Origin of the sequence: Streptomyces sp. NPDC005820 (assembly GCF_040630255.1) — a bacterium.
Lineage (GTDB): Bacteria > Actinomycetota > Actinomycetes > Streptomycetales > Streptomycetaceae > Streptomyces.
The window spans coordinates 147,123-161,938 of sequence record NZ_JBEXXE010000018.1 but is presented as its reverse complement, the minus strand read 5'-3'; the positions used below and the strand labels follow the sequence as shown (position 1 = coordinate 161,938).

Annotated in this window: 15 protein-coding genes; 3 read left to right on the top strand and 12 right to left on the bottom strand. The window is 72.9% G+C overall.

The features are described 5' to 3' along the window. Positions 1-4: 4 nt before the first annotated feature. The 3 genes from ABZ464_RS23140 to ABZ464_RS23130 all read right to left on the bottom strand — a co-directional run bounded on the left by ABZ464_RS23140 (position 5) and on the right by ABZ464_RS23130 (position 2,186). Entirely contained in the window at positions 5-529 is a 525-nt protein-coding gene (locus ABZ464_RS23140) for a hypothetical protein (RefSeq protein WP_359279518.1), read from the bottom strand. A 74-nt stretch (positions 530-603) separates the two neighbouring features. After that, the gene (locus ABZ464_RS23135; RefSeq protein ID WP_359279517.1) at positions 604-1,395 is read right to left on the bottom strand and encodes a hypothetical protein; all 792 of its coding nucleotides are present in this window, start codon (positions 1,393-1,395) and stop codon (positions 604-606) included. 32 nt (positions 1,396-1,427) lie between these two features. After that, positions 1,428-2,186, bottom strand: a complete 759-nt coding sequence (locus ABZ464_RS23130) for a hypothetical protein (protein ID WP_359279516.1) — start codon at positions 2,184-2,186, stop codon at positions 1,428-1,430. An 84-nt stretch (positions 2,187-2,270) separates the two neighbouring features. Here ABZ464_RS23130 and ABZ464_RS23125 point away from each other — a divergent pair, with 84 nt between their 5' ends. Continuing rightward, positions 2,271-3,314 carry an ABC transporter substrate-binding protein gene (locus ABZ464_RS23125; protein ID WP_359279515.1) on the top strand — a complete coding sequence of 348 codons (1,044 nt, stop codon included), beginning with the start codon at positions 2,271-2,273 and terminating at the stop codon, positions 3,312-3,314. A 32-nt stretch (positions 3,315-3,346) separates the two neighbouring features. Here ABZ464_RS23125 and ABZ464_RS23120 read toward each other — a convergent pair whose 3' ends face one another. The 5 genes from ABZ464_RS23120 to ABZ464_RS23100 form a co-directional block, all read right to left on the bottom strand. Then, a complete protein-coding gene (locus tag ABZ464_RS23120; protein ID WP_359279514.1) occupies positions 3,347-4,336 on the bottom strand; it encodes an adenosine deaminase in 990 nt (329 codons plus the stop codon). Positions 4,337-4,356: 20 nt separating this feature from the next. Further along, positions 4,357-5,262: a ribonuclease Z gene (locus tag ABZ464_RS23115; protein ID WP_359279513.1), complete on the bottom strand. Its 906-nt coding sequence runs from the start codon at positions 5,260-5,262 to the stop codon at positions 4,357-4,359. A gap of 6 nt (positions 5,263-5,268) precedes the next feature. Further along, a complete protein-coding gene (locus ABZ464_RS23110; protein ID WP_359279512.1) occupies positions 5,269-5,622 on the bottom strand; it encodes a histidine triad nucleotide-binding protein in 354 nt (117 codons plus the stop codon). 95 nt (positions 5,623-5,717) lie between these two features. Beyond that, positions 5,718-8,921, bottom strand: coding sequence for a S41 family peptidase (locus ABZ464_RS23105; protein WP_359279511.1), 3,204 nt, complete (start codon positions 8,919-8,921; stop codon positions 5,718-5,720). 45 nt (positions 8,922-8,966) lie between these two features. After that, positions 8,967-9,449 (bottom strand): hypothetical protein, encoded by a 483-nt coding sequence (locus tag ABZ464_RS23100; protein WP_359279510.1) that lies wholly within the window; start codon positions 9,447-9,449, stop codon positions 8,967-8,969. Between the two features lie 68 nt (positions 9,450-9,517). Between ABZ464_RS23100 and ABZ464_RS23095 the strand changes: the two genes are divergently transcribed. Next, complete coding sequence (locus tag ABZ464_RS23095) at positions 9,518-9,862, top strand: hypothetical protein (protein WP_359279509.1); 345 nt, start codon at positions 9,518-9,520, stop codon at positions 9,860-9,862. Positions 9,863-9,878: 16 nt separating this feature from the next. Here ABZ464_RS23095 and ABZ464_RS23090 read toward each other — a convergent pair whose 3' ends face one another. From ABZ464_RS23090 to hrcA, 4 genes are all read right to left on the bottom strand, one after another. After that, entirely contained in the window at positions 9,879-10,616 is a 738-nt protein-coding gene (locus ABZ464_RS23090) for a 16S rRNA (uracil(1498)-N(3))-methyltransferase (RefSeq protein ID WP_359279508.1), read from the bottom strand. After that, entirely contained in the window at positions 10,613-11,686 is a 1,074-nt protein-coding gene (locus tag ABZ464_RS23085) for a nitronate monooxygenase (protein ID WP_359279507.1), read from the bottom strand. Before ABZ464_RS23085 ends, ABZ464_RS23090 begins: the two co-directional genes overlap by 4 nt. Before the next feature lie 88 nt (positions 11,687-11,774). After that, positions 11,775-12,911 (bottom strand): molecular chaperone DnaJ, encoded by a 1,137-nt coding sequence (gene dnaJ / locus ABZ464_RS23080; RefSeq protein ID WP_359279506.1) that lies wholly within the window; start codon positions 12,909-12,911, stop codon positions 11,775-11,777. Continuing rightward, on the bottom strand, positions 12,912-13,928 hold the full coding sequence (hrcA, locus tag ABZ464_RS23075) for a heat-inducible transcriptional repressor HrcA (RefSeq protein WP_359279505.1): 1,017 nt from the start codon (positions 13,926-13,928) through the stop codon (positions 12,912-12,914). 159 nt (positions 13,929-14,087) lie between these two features. On the opposite strand from hrcA, the gene ABZ464_RS23070 reads away from it, so the two are divergent. After that, positions 14,088-14,804, top strand: coding sequence for an MBL fold metallo-hydrolase (locus ABZ464_RS23070; protein ID WP_359279504.1), 717 nt, complete (start codon positions 14,088-14,090; stop codon positions 14,802-14,804). Positions 14,805-14,816 lie beyond the last annotated feature (12 nt).

Sequence of the window (14,816 nt, the reverse complement as noted above, 5' to 3'; positions counted from 1 at the left end):
GGTCTCACTGGAAGGTGATCGGGACGTGGACGTCGTACTTGCGGTCGTTGGTGTCGAAGTGGTCGGCGCGCGTCACGACCGCGCACGTCACGTCCTCGCCGCAGACGCTGCCGTCGTCGAGGGTGGCCTTGACGTAGATGCTCACGCTGAAGGTGCCGCCGGTGCCGAACTTGGAGCTGTTGGCGAAGAGCCCGCCGAAGGTGTTGTTGATCCAGTGCGAGGCGCCGGTGGAGCCGGTCTCGTCCTGGCCGCCGAGGCAGGGGCTGGGCTTGTTGACGCCCGCCGCGCCGTCCACGACGCAGAGGCCGACGTAGATGCCCTGGCCGGTGTTGTAGCCGGAGCCGGAGACCGTGATGACCTGGCCGGAGGCGGCGGCGGTGTCCGGCGCGGTGAGGGACAGGTTGTAGGTGGTGCCGCTGTCCACGACCGTGCGGGTGGAGGTGGCGGCGGAGGCGGAGGTCGCGAGGCCCAGGGTCAGGGCACCGGCTGCGGCGACGGCGAGTGCGGCGCGGGCGGCGGGGATTCTCATGGGTGTCCTCTCCGAAGGAGGTGAACTCAGATGAACTTAGGTAAGGCTTACCTAACTAAGATCTTGAGTGATTGTCAATGGACGGTAAAGCCGAGAGCAACGACCGGCTGTTCGGCGCCCACCTGGGTCAGCTCGACGGTGTGCTCGCCCACGACCGCCGTGTCGTACACGGGAAACGACCGGGCGATACGACCCTCCGCGTCGACCGTGTCCTGGTAGCGGGTGTCGCCGTCGATCGCGACCAGCACGACGGCACCGGGGGGCAGCCCGGTCGCGGTGACGGTCTGCGGGGTGCCGCGGGCGACGGTGGAGCGCCCCACGGAGGCCGCGGGCTCGGGCTCGGGCTTCGGCTCCACGGAAGCCGTGGGAGTCGGGGACGGTCGCGGGGACTCCGCGACCGGCTCGGGGGCGTCGACACCCAGCTCCCCCAGCCCGTCGCCCTCCCGGAACACGGTCCCGCTCCAGGACGACAGCAGTTCCGCCCCCTCCGCGGTGAGGGACGCCCGTACGCCCGCCACGTCGGCCAGTGCCAGCTCGCGGGCCCGGCCGTCGACGACCGTACGGGCGTACAGCTCGCCCTCGTCACCGGTGAGCCGCAGTCGGAGTCCGGCGAGGACGAGGGGCTGTTCCGCCGGTCCGGAGAGGCGGACCGCGCCGCCCAACTCCACCGCGTCCGTGCCGCCTTCGAGGACGGGGAACGAGGCACCGCCGTCGACGGCCGGTACGGCGGGGGCGGTGACGTCGAGCGAGACCCCGGGAACCGCGAGGGTCCACTCCACGCGCCCCTCGTCGGCCACCGCCACGGGGGCGCTCAGCGCGAGCAGGGCGCCGGCCGCCAGGGCGACGGCGCCGGTTCTCTTCGCCATATTCAGTTCTCCCAGGGTGAAGTGAGGAAAGGTCAGCCTTGGCGACGTCGGCGGGCCCAGAACCAGGCGCCGCCGCCCACCGCCACCGACCCGGCGGCCGTCAGACCGACCGGGAGCGCGAGGCCGGAGCCGGTGTCGGCCATGGAGCCGTCGGACGCCTCGGCCGAAGTGCCGCCGCCGACGGAGGACCTGGTGGTCGCGCTCGCACGCGGCGTCGAGGTGCTCGCCGTGGACCCGGTGGATCCGCCCGAGCCGCCGAAGGTGACCGGAATCCGTACCGTCTGGCTCTGGTCGCCGCCCCGGGTGTGGTCGTTGCGCGTGATGACCGCACAGGTCACCCCGGCCGCCGTGCAGTCGGTGTTGGCGTCCCTGGCGCGCACCGTGATGCGCGCACTGAAGGTGCCGTCGTGCGCGCTGCCGCCGTACGGTTTCGCCAGCCCCTCGCCGTAGGACGGGGGGTTGGAGGAGATCCACGCCGACGCACCCGACTCGCCGGACATGTCGACGCCTCCGACACAGGGCGTGGGCGTCTTCCCGGCGCCGTTGTCGACGCAGAAGGCGACGTAGATGCCCTTCTCCGTGTTGTAGCCGGAGCCGGTCACGGTGACCGTCGCGCCCGCCGGGTCGAGCCCCGAGGACTGGGACACGGTGAGTTTCTGCCCCTCGGGTCCGGTCGCCGCACCCCCCGCCGCGACGGCCGTCGAGGCCGCCGGGAGGAGCAGGGCGGACGCCGAGGCGACCGTGAGGAAAACGCCAACTCCGTTACCGCGCAGGCCACTTGCCCATGCCATGGAAGACCCCCACCACACGCAACTAAGGGAAGGCTAACCTAAACTAATCCTCATCTGTGTGCCAGCGAGCGGAAGGGAAACGCCATGCGCGTGACGGGGAGACAGCGGCCGGGAAGAGCACTCGCGGCCCTCGGACTGGCGCTCGCGCTGCTGACCGGAGCCTGCTCGGCCGGCGGTTCCACGACGGCGGGCGCGGACCCGGCGCCCTCGGACGCGAGCGCCCGGGCGGCCGCCGCCCGCAAGCAGCTCGCGACGAACTCCCTGGTCCCGCTCCCCGGCCCGGCCCCCACCCCGGAACTGCCGGTCACCGTCGCCTCCTCCGACGGCCTCGAGGTCACGGTGCAGGACGCCTCGCGCATCCTGCCGCTCAACGGCGGCGTCGCCGAGATCGTGTTCACGCTCGGGCTCGGCGACCACGTCGTCGGCCGGGACATCACCGCCACCTTCGAGGAGGCGAAGAAGCTGCCCCAGGTCACCGAGGCGCACGACGTGAGCGCCGAGAGCGTGCTGTCGCTGCGGCCGACGGTGGTGCTGGCCGACACCGACACCGGGCCCCAGGAGGCGATCGACCAGATCAGGGACGCCGGGATCCCCGTCGTCGTACTCGACCCGGCGACGAAACCGGCCGACGTCACCACCCGCACCACCCGGATCGCCGAGGCCCTCGGCGTGCCGGCCGCCGGAAAGGCGCTCAACCGGCGCATGGCGGGCGAGCTCGCCGACGCCCGCGCCGCCGTCCCCGAGGGCAGCAGGCCCAAGGTCGCGTTCCTGTACATGCGCGGCAGCGCGGCCGTCTATCTGATCGGCGGCAAGGGCTCGGGCGCGGACTCGCTCCTCGACGCGGCGGGCGCGGTGGACGCGGGCACGGCCGCCGGCCTGGACAAGCCGTTCACCCCGATCACCACCGAGGCGCTCGCCCAGGCCCAGCCGGACGTCATCCTGATGATGACCAAGGGTCTGGACTCGGTCGGCGGCCTCGACGGGCTGCTGCAGATCCCGGGCATCGCCCAGACCCCGGCGGGCATGCACCGCAGGGTCGTCGACCTGGAGGACGGCGTGCTGCTGAGCTTCGGCCCGCGCACGCCGCTCGTCATCGACATCCTGGTCGACCGGGTCCACCAGGACTGATGTCCACCAGCACTGATGTCCACCAGGAAGGATCAGAAGGTGTAGGCGTCGACCTCGGCGAGATACCGTGCCCGCCGCTCCTCGTCGTCCTCCAGGAAGGAGGCGGTGAAGGAGTTGCGGGCCAGCTCGCGCAGCCGGTCCTCGGTCAGACCGAGGGTCTGCCGTACGGCGTCGAAGTTGTCGCCCGCGTACCCGCCGAAGTAGGCCGGGTCGTCGGAGTTGACCGTGCACACGAGCCCGGCGTCGAGCATCGCGGGCAGCGGATGGTCGGCGAGGGTGTCGACGGTGCGCAGCCGGACGTTGGACAGCGGGCACAGCGTCAGCGGGATCCGCTCCCGCACCAGCCGCTCCACCAGCGCCGGGTCCTCCATGCAGCGCAGCCCGTGGTCGACGCGCTCGACGCCGAGGACGTCCAGGGCCTCGGTGATGTACTCCGGCGGCCCCTCCTCCCCCGCGTGCGCCACACGCCTGAGGCCCAGCGCGGCGGCGGCCTCGTACACCTCGCGGAACTTCACCGGCGGGTGCCCCACCTCGGCGGAGTCCAGGCCGATGCCGGTGATCCGGTCGAGGTACGGCTTCGCCGCGTCCAGGGTCGCGAGGGCCGACTCGGCGGACTCGTCGCGCAGGAAGCAGAGGATGAGCCGGGTCGAGACGCCGTGGCGCGCCTCACTGCCGCCGAGCGCCCGCCACAGCCCCTCCACCACCGTGCCCATGCCGACGCCCCGGGCGAGGTGGGCCTGCGGGTCGAAGAAGATCTCCGCGTGCCGCACGCCCTGGGCGGCGGCCCGCGCGAGGTAGGCGTCGGCGAGGTCCTCGAAGTCCCGCTCGGTGCGCAGGACCGCCATCAGCTCGTAGTACAGGTTGAGGAAGGACTGCAGATCCTCGAACCGGTAGGCCTCGCGCAGCTCTTCCGTGTCGGCGTACGGCAGCGCGACCCCGTTGCGGGCGGCCAGCTCGAAGGCCAGCTCCGGCTCCAGGGTGCCTTCGATGTGCAGGTGCAGTTCAGCTTTCGGGAGGGGCATCAAAGCATCGTACGGCTGTTTTACCGCCGTTTCGGCAGCGGCACCCTCAGCAGGTCGTGCGCCACGGTCAGCTCGCCCTCGAAGCCCGCCGCCCGCGCCTGCCGCTCGAACTCGTCCGCTTCGGTGTAGCGCTGGCTGAAGTGGGTGAGCACGAGATGCCGTACGCCGGCCTCCCGGGCGACCCGGGCGGCCTGACCAGCGGTCAGATGGCCGTGGTCGACGGCGAGCCGCTCGTCCTCGTCGAGGAAGGTCGACTCGATGACGAGCATGTCGGCGCCCTCCGCGAGCGCGTGGACGCCGTCGCAGAGCCGGGTGTCCATGACGAAGGCGAACCGCTGCCCCCGTCTGATCTCGCTGACGTCGTCGAGCGAGACGCCGTTGACGGAGCCCTCCCGCTGGAGGCGGCCGACGTCCGGGCCCTTGAGGCCGTGTGCGGCGAGCCGGTCGGGGAGCATACGGCGGCCGTCGGGTTCGGTGAGCCGGTAGCCGTAGGACTCGACGGGGTGCGAGAGCTTGCGGGCGTCGAGGGTGTAGGAGGGCCGGGCGTCGAGGACGCCGTCCGCGCTCACCGGTACCTGCGTCAGCGGGACCGACTCGCGGTAGGCGGTGGCGTACCGGAGGCGGTCGAAGAAGCGTTCGCCGGAGAGCGGGTAGTGGACGGTGACCTCGTGCGGGACCTGGTCCAGGTTGATGCGCTGGATGACCCCGGCCAGGCCGAGCGAGTGGTCGCCGTGGAAGTGCGTGACGCAGATCCGGTTGAGGTCGTGGGCGGCGACCCCGGCCCGCAGCATCTGGCGCTGGGTGCCCTCGCCGGGGTCGAACAGGATGCCCTCGCCGTCCCAGCGCAGCAGGTACCCGTTGTGGTTGCGGTGCCGGGTCGGGACCTGGCTGGCGGTGCCGAGGACGACGAGTTCACGTGCGGACATGGCGGACTATCCGGGGGGCCACTGCAGGCCACGGCCGCCGAGGACGTGCGCGTGGGCGTGCCAGACGGTCTGGCCGGCGCCGGTGCCGGTGTTGAAGACGACGCGGTAGCTCTCCAGCTTGTCCTCTTCGGCGACGGCCTTCGCCTCGCGCAGGACGTCCGCGGCGATCGCCGGTTCGGCGGCGGCCAGTTCCGCGGCGTTCCCGTAGTGCACCTTGGGGATCACCAGGACGTGGGTGGGCGCCTGCGGGTTGATGTCCCGGAAGGCGACGGTCGTCTCCGTCTCGCGGACGATCGTCGCCGGGATGTGGCCCTCGGCGATCTTGCAGAACAGGCAGTCGTCCTGCGGTTCCCCTGCCATTTCGGTCCCCTCGGGTTGAGCCGGTGATCGGGTGGCATCGTAGCGTTGTCGGGTGCGGGTGCCTGCGTGGCTGGTCGCGCAGTTCCCCGCGCCCCTTAACTTGGCAGACTTGGCGGAGTTTTGGCCGGACGTTCCTCCAGTGCCTGCAAAGCCAGTCTCATCGCCTCGTCCAACTGGACGTCCCTTCCCGCTGCGTAGTCCTGCGGGGTGCAGATGATTTCCACGTCGGGGTCCACGCCGTGGTTTTCCACCGCCCAGCCGTAGCCCTCCAGCCAGATGGCGTACTTGGGCTGGGTGACGAGGGTGCCGTCCACCAGGTGGTAGCGGCTGTCGATGCCGATCGTGCCGCCCCAGGTGCGGGTGCCGACGACCGGGCCGATACCGAGGGCCTTGATGGCGGCGTTGACGATGTCGCCGTCGGAGCCGGAGAACTCGTTGGCGACGGCGACCACGGGGCCGCGCGGGGCGTCCAGCGGGTAGGAGAACGGGCGGGCGTCGCGCGGGACGTCCCAGCCGACGATCCGGCGGGCGAGCTTCTCCACGACCAGCTGGGAGGTGTGGCCGCCGCGGTTCTCCCGGACGTCCACGACAAGGCCCTCGCGGGCCACCTCGACGCGCAGGTCGCGGTGGATCTGGGCCCAGCCGGGCGCCTGCATGTCGGGGACGTGGAGGTAGCCGAGGCGGCCGCCGGAGACCTCGTGGACGTAGGCCCGGCGGTCGGCGACCCAGGCGTGGTAGCGCAGGGACTCCTCGTCGTCGACGGGCACCACGACCGCGTGGCGGGGCTCGCCCCCGCCTGCGGGTGAGACGGTCAGTTCGACGACCTTGCCCGCCGTGCCGACGAGCAGCGGGGCGGGACCCGTCACCGGGTCCACCGGATGGCCCGCCACGGCGAGGATCGCGTCCCCGGCCCGCACCGCGACCCCGGGTGCGGCGAGCGGGGAGCGGGCGTCGGGGTCGGAGGTCTCCGAGGGCAGCACCCGGTCGATGCGCCAACTGCCGTCGTCGTGGCGGGAGATGTCGGCGCCGAGCAGGCCCTGACGGGCGCCGCGGCCGTAGCCGCCGCGCGGGGAGACATAGGCGTGGGAGGTGCCGAGTTCGCCGTGCACCTCCCAGAGCACGTCGACCAGGTCGTCGTGGGTGGCGACCCGGTCCAGCAGCGGGCGGTAGCGGTCCAGGACGGCGTCCCAGTCCAGCCCGCCCAGATCGGCGAGCCAGAAGTTGTCCCGCATGATGCGGCCGGTCTCGTCGTACATCTGGCGCCACTCGGCGGCCGGGTCGACGGTCTGCCGGATCCGGCCGAGGTCGACGGTGATGTTGGTGTCGCTGTCCTCGTCGCCGGAGGCGCGCCGGTCGCTGGGGACGACCTTGAGCTTGCCGTCGGTGCGCAGCAGCAGCCGTTTGCCGTCGCCGCTGACCTCGAAGCCGTCGGCGTCGGCGGCGAGGTGTTCGATGCGCTGCTGGACGAGGTCGTAGCGCTCGAGCTCGGTGCGCGGGTCGGGGTCGTCCGGGGTGGCCCGGGAGGCGCCGAGGACGCCGCGTACGGGGTGGCGCAGCCACAGGACGCCGTCCTTGGCGGCGGCGAGCCCGGAGTAGCGGCCGGCCTCGACGGGGAACGGCACTATCCGGTCGGCGAGTCCTTCGAGGTCGATACGGGTGGCGGGGGTGCCCTCGCTGTCGGGGGTCTCGTCCTTGTCGGGCGCGTCGAAGGGGCGGCCGTGGCGCTGGGGGCCGAACGGGGAGGGGGTGGTGGCGGCGAGGGTGATCAGGTGGGGGCGGGCGCCGGCCGGGAAGGAGAGGTCGAAGACGTGTTCGTCGTAGACCGGGTCGAAGGCGCGGGTGGAGAGGAACGCGAGGTGCTTGCCGTCGAGGGTGAAGGCGGGCGCGTAGTCGCGGAAGCGCAGCGGGGTGGCCTCGGTGACCGAGAGATCGGTGACGTTGGCGAGCTTGAGCTGGGCGAGCGGGGGCGGGCCGGGGTGCGACCAGGCGAGCCAGGCGGAGTCGGGGGAGAAGACCAGGTCGGAGACTTCTCCGTCGGTGCTGCGGTCGACCTCGCGGACCTCGCCGCTCTCCCGTTCGACGAGGAGGAGGCGGCCGTCGTGGGCGGCGACGGCGGCCCGGCTGCCGTCGGGGGCCATGGCGAGCTCCAGGACCCGGCCGAGGCGTCCGGCGGCGAGCCGGCGCGGGGTGGCGCCGGCGACGGGTCCGGTGGCGGGCGCGAACTCCAGGGCGTCCTCGCCCTCGGCGTCCGTCACCCAGACGACCCACTCCTCTCCCTCCGTGCGGAAGGTGCGCGGCAGCCGCGCCCGCACTCCGGGCCGGGCGGCGAGGGCGCGCGCGGGACCGGAGCGGTGGGTCACCCAGTGGACGGCGCCGCGCACCTCGACGGCGCTGCCGCGCGCGGTGTGGTCCGGTGCGGCGCCGCCGAGCCAGCGGGCGGCGGTGACGGGGTGGGGGCGGCGATCGGTGCGCTGTCCGCCGAGGCGGATGTCGAGGCGGCGGGGCTCGGCCGTGTCCAGGTCGTCGAGCAGCCAGAGCTCGCCCGCCGACATGTACACGATCCGGGTGCCGTCGCCGGTGGCCTGACGGGCGTAGAAGCCTTCGAGGGGGGTGTGGCGGCGCAGGTCGGAGCCGTCGGCGAGGGAGGAGTAGAGCGCGCCGGTGCCCTCGTGGTCGGAGAGGAAGGCGATCCGGTCCCCCGCCCACACCGGGCACTCGAGGTTGCCGTCGAGTTCTTGGTGCAGCCGGACGAACTCCCCGCTGCCGTCCCGGTCGATCCACAGCTTTCCGGCCGTACCGCCCCGGTAGCGCTTCCAGTAGGCGGCCTCGCGGCCCATCGGCGCGGACAGCAGCACGGTGTGCGGGCCGAACGCGACGGCGCCGACCGGGCCGTACGGCAGGGTGGTGGCCGGTCCGCCGTCGACGGGGACGGCGCGGGCCCAGCTGCGGCGCAGGGTGGCCTGGTCGTGGGTGCTGAGGGCGAGGACCCGGCCGTCGGGGGTCCAGCCGCGCACCCGGGTCTGCCAACTCCCCCAGTGGGTCAGGCGGGTGGCCGGTCCGCCCTCGACGGGCGCGATGTGCACCTCGGGGGCGCCGTCGCGGGTGGAGGTCCAGGCGACGGTGGTTCCGTCGGGTGAGATGCGGGGTGCGGAGACGGGTACGTTGTCGGCGCTGACCCGCCAGGCCCGGCCCCCGTCGAGGGGCGCGAGCCACACGTCGTCCTCGGCGGCGAACGCCACCAACTCGCCGTGCGGATGCGGGTGTCGGAAGTATGCGGCAGGCGTCGCGGACTGTGTCACCAGATCACTGTATTCAGGGATGGGACCGCAGGTCAGCGGTTTCGATCACTTCTGTCCGCCCTGGGCGTCGACGGTCCGGGTGACGGTCACGGTGACCGTGACGGTCGGCCGGGCGGAACCGGCGGGTCCGGGAGGCGTGGACGGGGCTTCGACCGGCGAGGGCGTCGCGGTTCCGCAGTCCCCGACGCCGCCGACCCGGAACAGCTCCTTCTCGCCGACGTCCGCGCGCAGATCGCCCCGCACGCACTTCCCGTCGACGGCCCGTACGATCTTGCCGGCGACCGTGATGTCCTTCCCGTCCCCGGTCTCCCCCTGGCAGTCGACGGAGACGAGGGGGTCGTCCCGTTCGGCGGTGCAGGTCAGCCAGCGCACGTCCACGTCGCGCCGCTCGATCTCCGCCGTGGCGGCCTGGTCGGTCGTGTACGCCACGGACATGCCGCTCACCCCGCCGCCCGGCTCGCAGGCCACGGCGCCGCCCACGACGACGGGCACGAACACGAGAAGCCAAATCCGCCTCAATGCCCCCATGGACGGCAGCCTGCCACTCCCGTCCGCGGCGCGGTAGCCCGGATGCGGCCACGGTCTAGCCTGACCCCATGCGCAACCGCCGCCGGCCGAGGAGCCTCGTCGTGGGCGACACGACCACCTATCTGTGGACGGTCCGTCACCGGCACGGAGACGGGGAGCCCTGCCAGGAGGTGCTCACCCTCCGACGGGACGGCGTCCGTACCCGGATCGTCTTCCGTTCAGGTCCCGGCCGGTACGCCGGGGACGGCGCCTACACCCACACGGGCGGTGTGGGCGACCGCCACCACCATCTGAACCTCCATGAACCCGGCGTCGTGCGCGCCCTCGTCGACGAGGCGACCCGACGCGGACTGCTGCCCGGCGCCGGGGAGTTGGACGGCTGGGAGCTGTTCCCGGCAGGGGCCGGAGACTGAGCCGCCCCGGCGTCGGTCAGGACCAGCGGCCGGTGCGGCCGAGGAGGAGGGCCGCGGCGGCGGTGCCCGCGGTGGAGGTGCGCAGGACCGTGGGGCCGAGGACATGGGGGCGGGCGCCCGCCTCCGCGAAGACCGCCAACTCCTCGGGGGAGACGCCTCCCTCGGGGCCGACGACGAGCACGATCTCGCCGTGGGCGGGGAGTTCGACGGTGGCGAGCCGGTCCGCGCCGCTCTCGTGGAGCACGGCCGCGAAATCGGCGCCCGCGAGCAGCGCGGCGACCTCCTTGGTGCTCGCCGCGTCCGCGACCTCGGGGAAGCGCACGCGGCGGGACTGCTTGCCGGCCTCGCGGGCGGTGGCCCGCCACTTGCCGAGCGCCTTCAGGCCCCGCTCGCCGCGCCACTGCGTGATGCAGCGGGCCGCCTGCCAGGGCACGATCGCGTCGACGCCGACCTCGGTCATGGTCTCCACGGAGACCTCGCCGCGGTCCCCCTTGGGGAGGGCCTGGACGACGGTGATACGGGGGGAGGCCTCGGGTTCGTCCCGCACGGCCCCCAGGTCCAGGACCAGCCGGTCCTTGCCCTCGGCCGCCCTGACGACGCCCTCGGCCCAGCGACCGTGCCCGTCGGTGAGGACGACGTCCTCGCCGGGCCGCAGCCGCTTCACGGAGACGGCGTGCCGCCCCTCGGGCCCGTCGAGCACGAACTCCGGCCCCACGGCGTCGAGTCGGTCGACGACGAAGACGGGCGCGGTCATCGCCGGTCGCCCTCGGCCGACACGGCCCGCGCGGTCGCCAGCTCCGCCACCAGGACCTCCACCAGCTCCGCGGCGGGCAGGTCACGGGCCATGCGGTGGCCCTGGCCCGCCCACAGCGCCATGCCCTGGGCGTCGCCCGCCTTGGCGGCGGCCTTGCGCAGCGGGGAGGTGAGGTGGTGGACCTCGGGGTAGGCGGCGGGCGCGTACGGGCCGTGCTCGCGCAGGAAGCGGTTGACCAGGCCGCGGGCCGGGCGGCCGGAGAAGGCGCGGGTCAGCTCGGTGCGCACGAACAGCGGGTCGGTGAGGGCCGCCTTGTGCACGGCCTGCGCCCCGGACTCGGCGGTGGCGAGGAACGCGGTGCCCAGCTGGGCGGCGCTCGCGCCGGCCGCGAGGACGGCGGCGATCTGGCTGCCGCGCATGATGCCGCCGGCGGCGACGATCGGCAGGCGCACGGCCTCGCGGACCTGGGCGAGCAGGGCGAGCAGTCCGAGGGCGGAGCCGTCGTTCTCGGGGATGTCCTTGTGGGTGCCCTGGTGGCCGCCGGCCTCCATGCCCTGCACGATCACCGCGTCCGCCCCGGCCTGCTCGACGGCGACCGCCTCCTCGGCGGAGGTCACGGTGACGAGGGTGAACGTTCCGGCCGCGCGCAGCGACTTCAGCGTGTCGCCGCTCGGGACGCCGAAGTGGAAGGACGCCACCGGTACGGGGTCGTCGAGGAGTACGGCGATCTTGGCGTCGTAGCCGTCGTCGCGCCCGCTGTCGGGGTCGCCGAGCTCGGTCTCGTACCAGGTGACCTCACCGGCGAGCTGCTCGGCGTAGAGCTGGACGGCACCGGTCTCGGCATACTCGGGCTGCGGCATGAAGAGGTTCACGCCGAAGGGGCGGCCGGTCAGTCCCCGGAGCTGTTTGATCTCCTGGTACATGCCGTCGGCCGTCTTGTACCCGCCGGCCAGGAACCCGAGCCCGCCGGCCTCGGACACGGCGGCGGCGAGCTGCGGCACGGAGACACCGCCCGCCATGGGGGCCTGCACGATCGGGTGGGGGAAGAGATCGGTCAGCTCGGAGGACATGACGGCATGGTGTCACGTCCTCCGATCAAGTCCGAAACCGGCCACCGCTCGGCATAGGCCAACGGCATCGCCCGGGCTCAGCGCCCGCTCACCGCCCGTTGAACGCGTCCTTCAACCGCGAGAACAGCCCCTGCTGGCCCGGCTGGAACTGGCCCTGGGGCCGTTCCTCGCCGCGCAGCTTGGCCAGCTCGCGCAGCAGGCGCTCCTGCTCGGGGTCGAGCTTGGTCGGGGTCATGACCTCGACATGGACGATGAGGTCGCCCCGGCCGCCGCCGCGCAGATGCGTGATGCCCCGGCCGTGCAGCGGGATCGACTGGCCGGACTGGGTGCCGGGCCGGATGTCGACCTCCTCCAGGCCGTCCAGCGTCTCCAGCGGCACCTTGGTGCCGAGGGACGCCGCGGTCATCGGGATGGTGACCGTGCAGTGCAGATCGTCGCCGCGCCGCTGGAAGGTGGAGTGCGGCAGCTCGTGGATCTCGACGTACAGGTCGCCGGCGGGGCCGCCGCCGGGGCCGACCTCGCCCTCGCCCGCGAGCTGGATGCGGGTGCCGTTGTCGACGCCGGCCGGGATCTTGACGGTGAGCGTGCGCCGGGAGCGCACCCGGCCGTCGCCCGCGCACTCCGGGCAGGGGTTCGGGACGATGGTGCCGAAGCCCTGGCACTGGGGGCAGGGGCGGGAGGTCATGACCTGGCCGAGGAAGGACCGGGTCACCTGGGAGACCTCGCCGCGGCCGCGGCACATGTCACACGTCTGGGCGGTGGTGCCGGGGGCGGCGCCCTCACCGCTGCAGGTGGAGCAGACGATCGCGGTGTCGACCTGGATGTCCTTGGTGGTGCCGAAGGCGGCCTCCTCGAGGTCCACCTCCAGCCGGATCATCGCGTCCTGGCCGCGCCGGGTCCTGGACCTCGGCCCCCGCTGGGACGCCGTACCGAAGAACGCGTCCATGATGTCGGAGAAGTTGCCGAAGCCACCGGCCCCGAAGCCGCCCGCGCCACCGCCGCCGGCCTGGGAGAGGGGATCGCCGCCGAGGTCGTAGACCTGCTTCTTCTGCGGGTCCGACAACACCTCGTAGGCGGCGTTGATCTCCTTGAACCGCTCCTGGGTCTTCGGATCCGGGTTGACGTCCGGGTGCAGCTCGCGGGCGAGCCGGCGGAAGGCCTTCTTGATCTCATCCTGCGACGCGTCGCGGCGCACGCCGAGAACGGCGTAGTAGTCCGTGGCCACTTACGACTCCGCCAGGATCTGTCCGACGTACCGTGCCACCGCTCGTACCGCTCCCATCGTTCCCGGGTAATCCATGCGGGTCGGTCCGACCACGCCGAGTTTGGCGACTGCCTCGCCGCCCGAACCGTAGCCGACCGAGACCACGGAAGTGGAGTTGAGTCCCTCGTAGGCGTTCTCATGACCGATGCGTACGGTCATGCCCGAATCCCCCGCCTCGCCCAGGAGTTTGAGAAGAACGACGTGTTCCTCCAGGGCCTCCAGGACGGGCCGGATGGTGAGAGGGAAGTCATGTCCGAAACGGGTGAGATTGGCGGTGCCGCCGATCATCAGCCGTTCCTCGTTCTCCTCGACGAGCGTCTCCAGCAGGGTGGAGAGCACCGTCGAGACCGTGCCGCGGTCGTCCGCCTCGAAGGCGTCCGGCAGGTCCTCGACCAGTCGCGGCACGTCGCTGAACCTGCGGCCCGCGACCCGGCTGTTGAGCCGCGCGCGTAGATCCGCCAGAGAGGCCTCCCCGAAGGGCGCCGGGCAGTCCACCAGGCGCTGCTCGACCCGTCCGGTGTCGGTGATCAGCACGAGCATCAGCCGGGCCGGCGCGAGCGACAGCAACTCCACGTGCCGCACGGTGGACCGGGTCAGCGAGGGGTACTGCACGACGGCGACCTGCCGGGTGAGCTGCGCGAGCAGCCGTACGGTCCGCGCCACGACGTCGTCGAGGTCGACGGCGCCGTCGAGGAAGTTCTGGATGGCGCGCCGCTCGGGCGCGGTCATCGGCTTGACGCCGGCCAGCTTGTCGACGAACAGCCGGTAGCCCTTGTCGGTGGGGATCCGCCCGGCGCTGGTGTGCGGCTGGGCGATGTATCCCTCGTCCTCCAGGGCGGCCATGTCGTTGCGCACGGTGGCCGGGGAGACGCCGAGGTTGTGCCGCTCGGTGAGGGCCTTCGACCCCACCGGCTCCTCGGTTCCGACGTAGTCCTGGACGATGGCGCGCAGCACCTGCAGCCTGCGTTCACTCAGCACCCGCGCACACCTCCCGTGGTCGTCCCCCAGTCCCCTGGGCGTCTGCCCTGGCACTCTTCGCTTCCGAGTGCCAGACGTTCCCCGGCCAGTGTACGGCTGCGGGGTACACCGGGGGCAAGGTCGGCCGACGCCCGGACGACTTACCGTTAGCGTCCCGGTATGACGGTGACTTGGGAAGAGCTGGGGTGGGAGCCGGTCGCGGCCGGGGTCGGGCGGGTGCGGCTGCCGGGCTGGGACTGCACGGCCGGGCTGGTCGTGGGGGCGGGCGCGGTGCTGATGGTGGACGCCGGGTCGGGTCTTGCGGAGGGGGTGCGGCTGCGGACTCAGGCCGAGGAGCTGACCGGCGCGCGTGTGACCCATCTCGCGCTCACCCATCCGCACTTCGACCATGTGTTCGGCGCGGCGGCGTTCGCGGGCGCGGAGGTGTACGGCGCGGTGGGCATGGACACGGTCCCGGCGGAGGAGCTGCGGGCGGACGCGGTGCGCAACGGTATGGACGAGGCGTCGGCGACCGATGCCGCGGACGCCCTGGTCCGGCCCCGCCATCCGGTCTCCGGGGAGCGGACCCTCGAGCTGGGGGCCGGCCGCCAGGTCCTGCTGGCGAACGTGGGCCCGGCGCACACCGCGCACGATCTCGTGGTCCTGGTCCCCGGCTCCCCGGAGGTCGTGTTCTGCGGCGACCTGGTGGAGGAGTCCGGCGAGCCCCAGGCCGGCCCCGACGCCGTCCCCTCGCAGTGGCCCGCCGCCCTGGACCGTCTCCTCGCCCTCGGCGGCGAGGACGCGCTGTACGTGCCGGGTCACGGGGCGGTGGTGGACGCGGCGTTCGTACGGCGGCAGCGGGACGAGCTGGCGGCCCGCTACGGCGTGTCGCGCTGATCGTGGGCCCCC

Coding starts and splice junctions, on each gene's coding strand:
- ABZ464_RS23140 (WP_359279518.1), bottom strand. CDS start 529: ATGAGAATCCCCGCCGCCCGCGCCGCACTCGCCGTCGCCGCAGCCGGT.
- ABZ464_RS23135 (WP_359279517.1), bottom strand. CDS start 1,395: ATGGCGAAGAGAACCGGCGCCGTCGCCCTGGCGGCCGGCGCCCTGCTC.
- ABZ464_RS23130 (WP_359279516.1), bottom strand. CDS start 2,186: ATGGCATGGGCAAGTGGCCTGCGCGGTAACGGAGTTGGCGTTTTCCTC.
- ABZ464_RS23125 (WP_359279515.1), top strand. CDS start 2,271: ATGCGCGTGACGGGGAGACAGCGGCCGGGAAGAGCACTCGCGGCCCTC.
- ABZ464_RS23120 (WP_359279514.1), bottom strand. CDS start 4,336: ATGCCCCTCCCGAAAGCTGAACTGCACCTGCACATCGAAGGCACCCTG.
- ABZ464_RS23115 (WP_359279513.1), bottom strand. CDS start 5,262: ATGTCCGCACGTGAACTCGTCGTCCTCGGCACCGCCAGCCAGGTCCCG.
- ABZ464_RS23110 (WP_359279512.1), bottom strand. CDS start 5,622: ATGGCAGGGGAACCGCAGGACGACTGCCTGTTCTGCAAGATCGCCGAG.
- ABZ464_RS23100 (WP_359279510.1), bottom strand. CDS start 9,449: ATGGGGGCATTGAGGCGGATTTGGCTTCTCGTGTTCGTGCCCGTCGTC.
- ABZ464_RS23095 (WP_359279509.1), top strand. CDS start 9,518: ATGCGCAACCGCCGCCGGCCGAGGAGCCTCGTCGTGGGCGACACGACC.
- ABZ464_RS23090 (WP_359279508.1), bottom strand. CDS start 10,616: ATGACCGCGCCCGTCTTCGTCGTCGACCGACTCGACGCCGTGGGGCCG.
- ABZ464_RS23085 (WP_359279507.1), bottom strand. CDS start 11,686: ATGTCCTCCGAGCTGACCGATCTCTTCCCCCACCCGATCGTGCAGGCC.
- ABZ464_RS23070 (WP_359279504.1), top strand. CDS start 14,088: ATGACGGTGACTTGGGAAGAGCTGGGGTGGGAGCCGGTCGCGGCCGGG.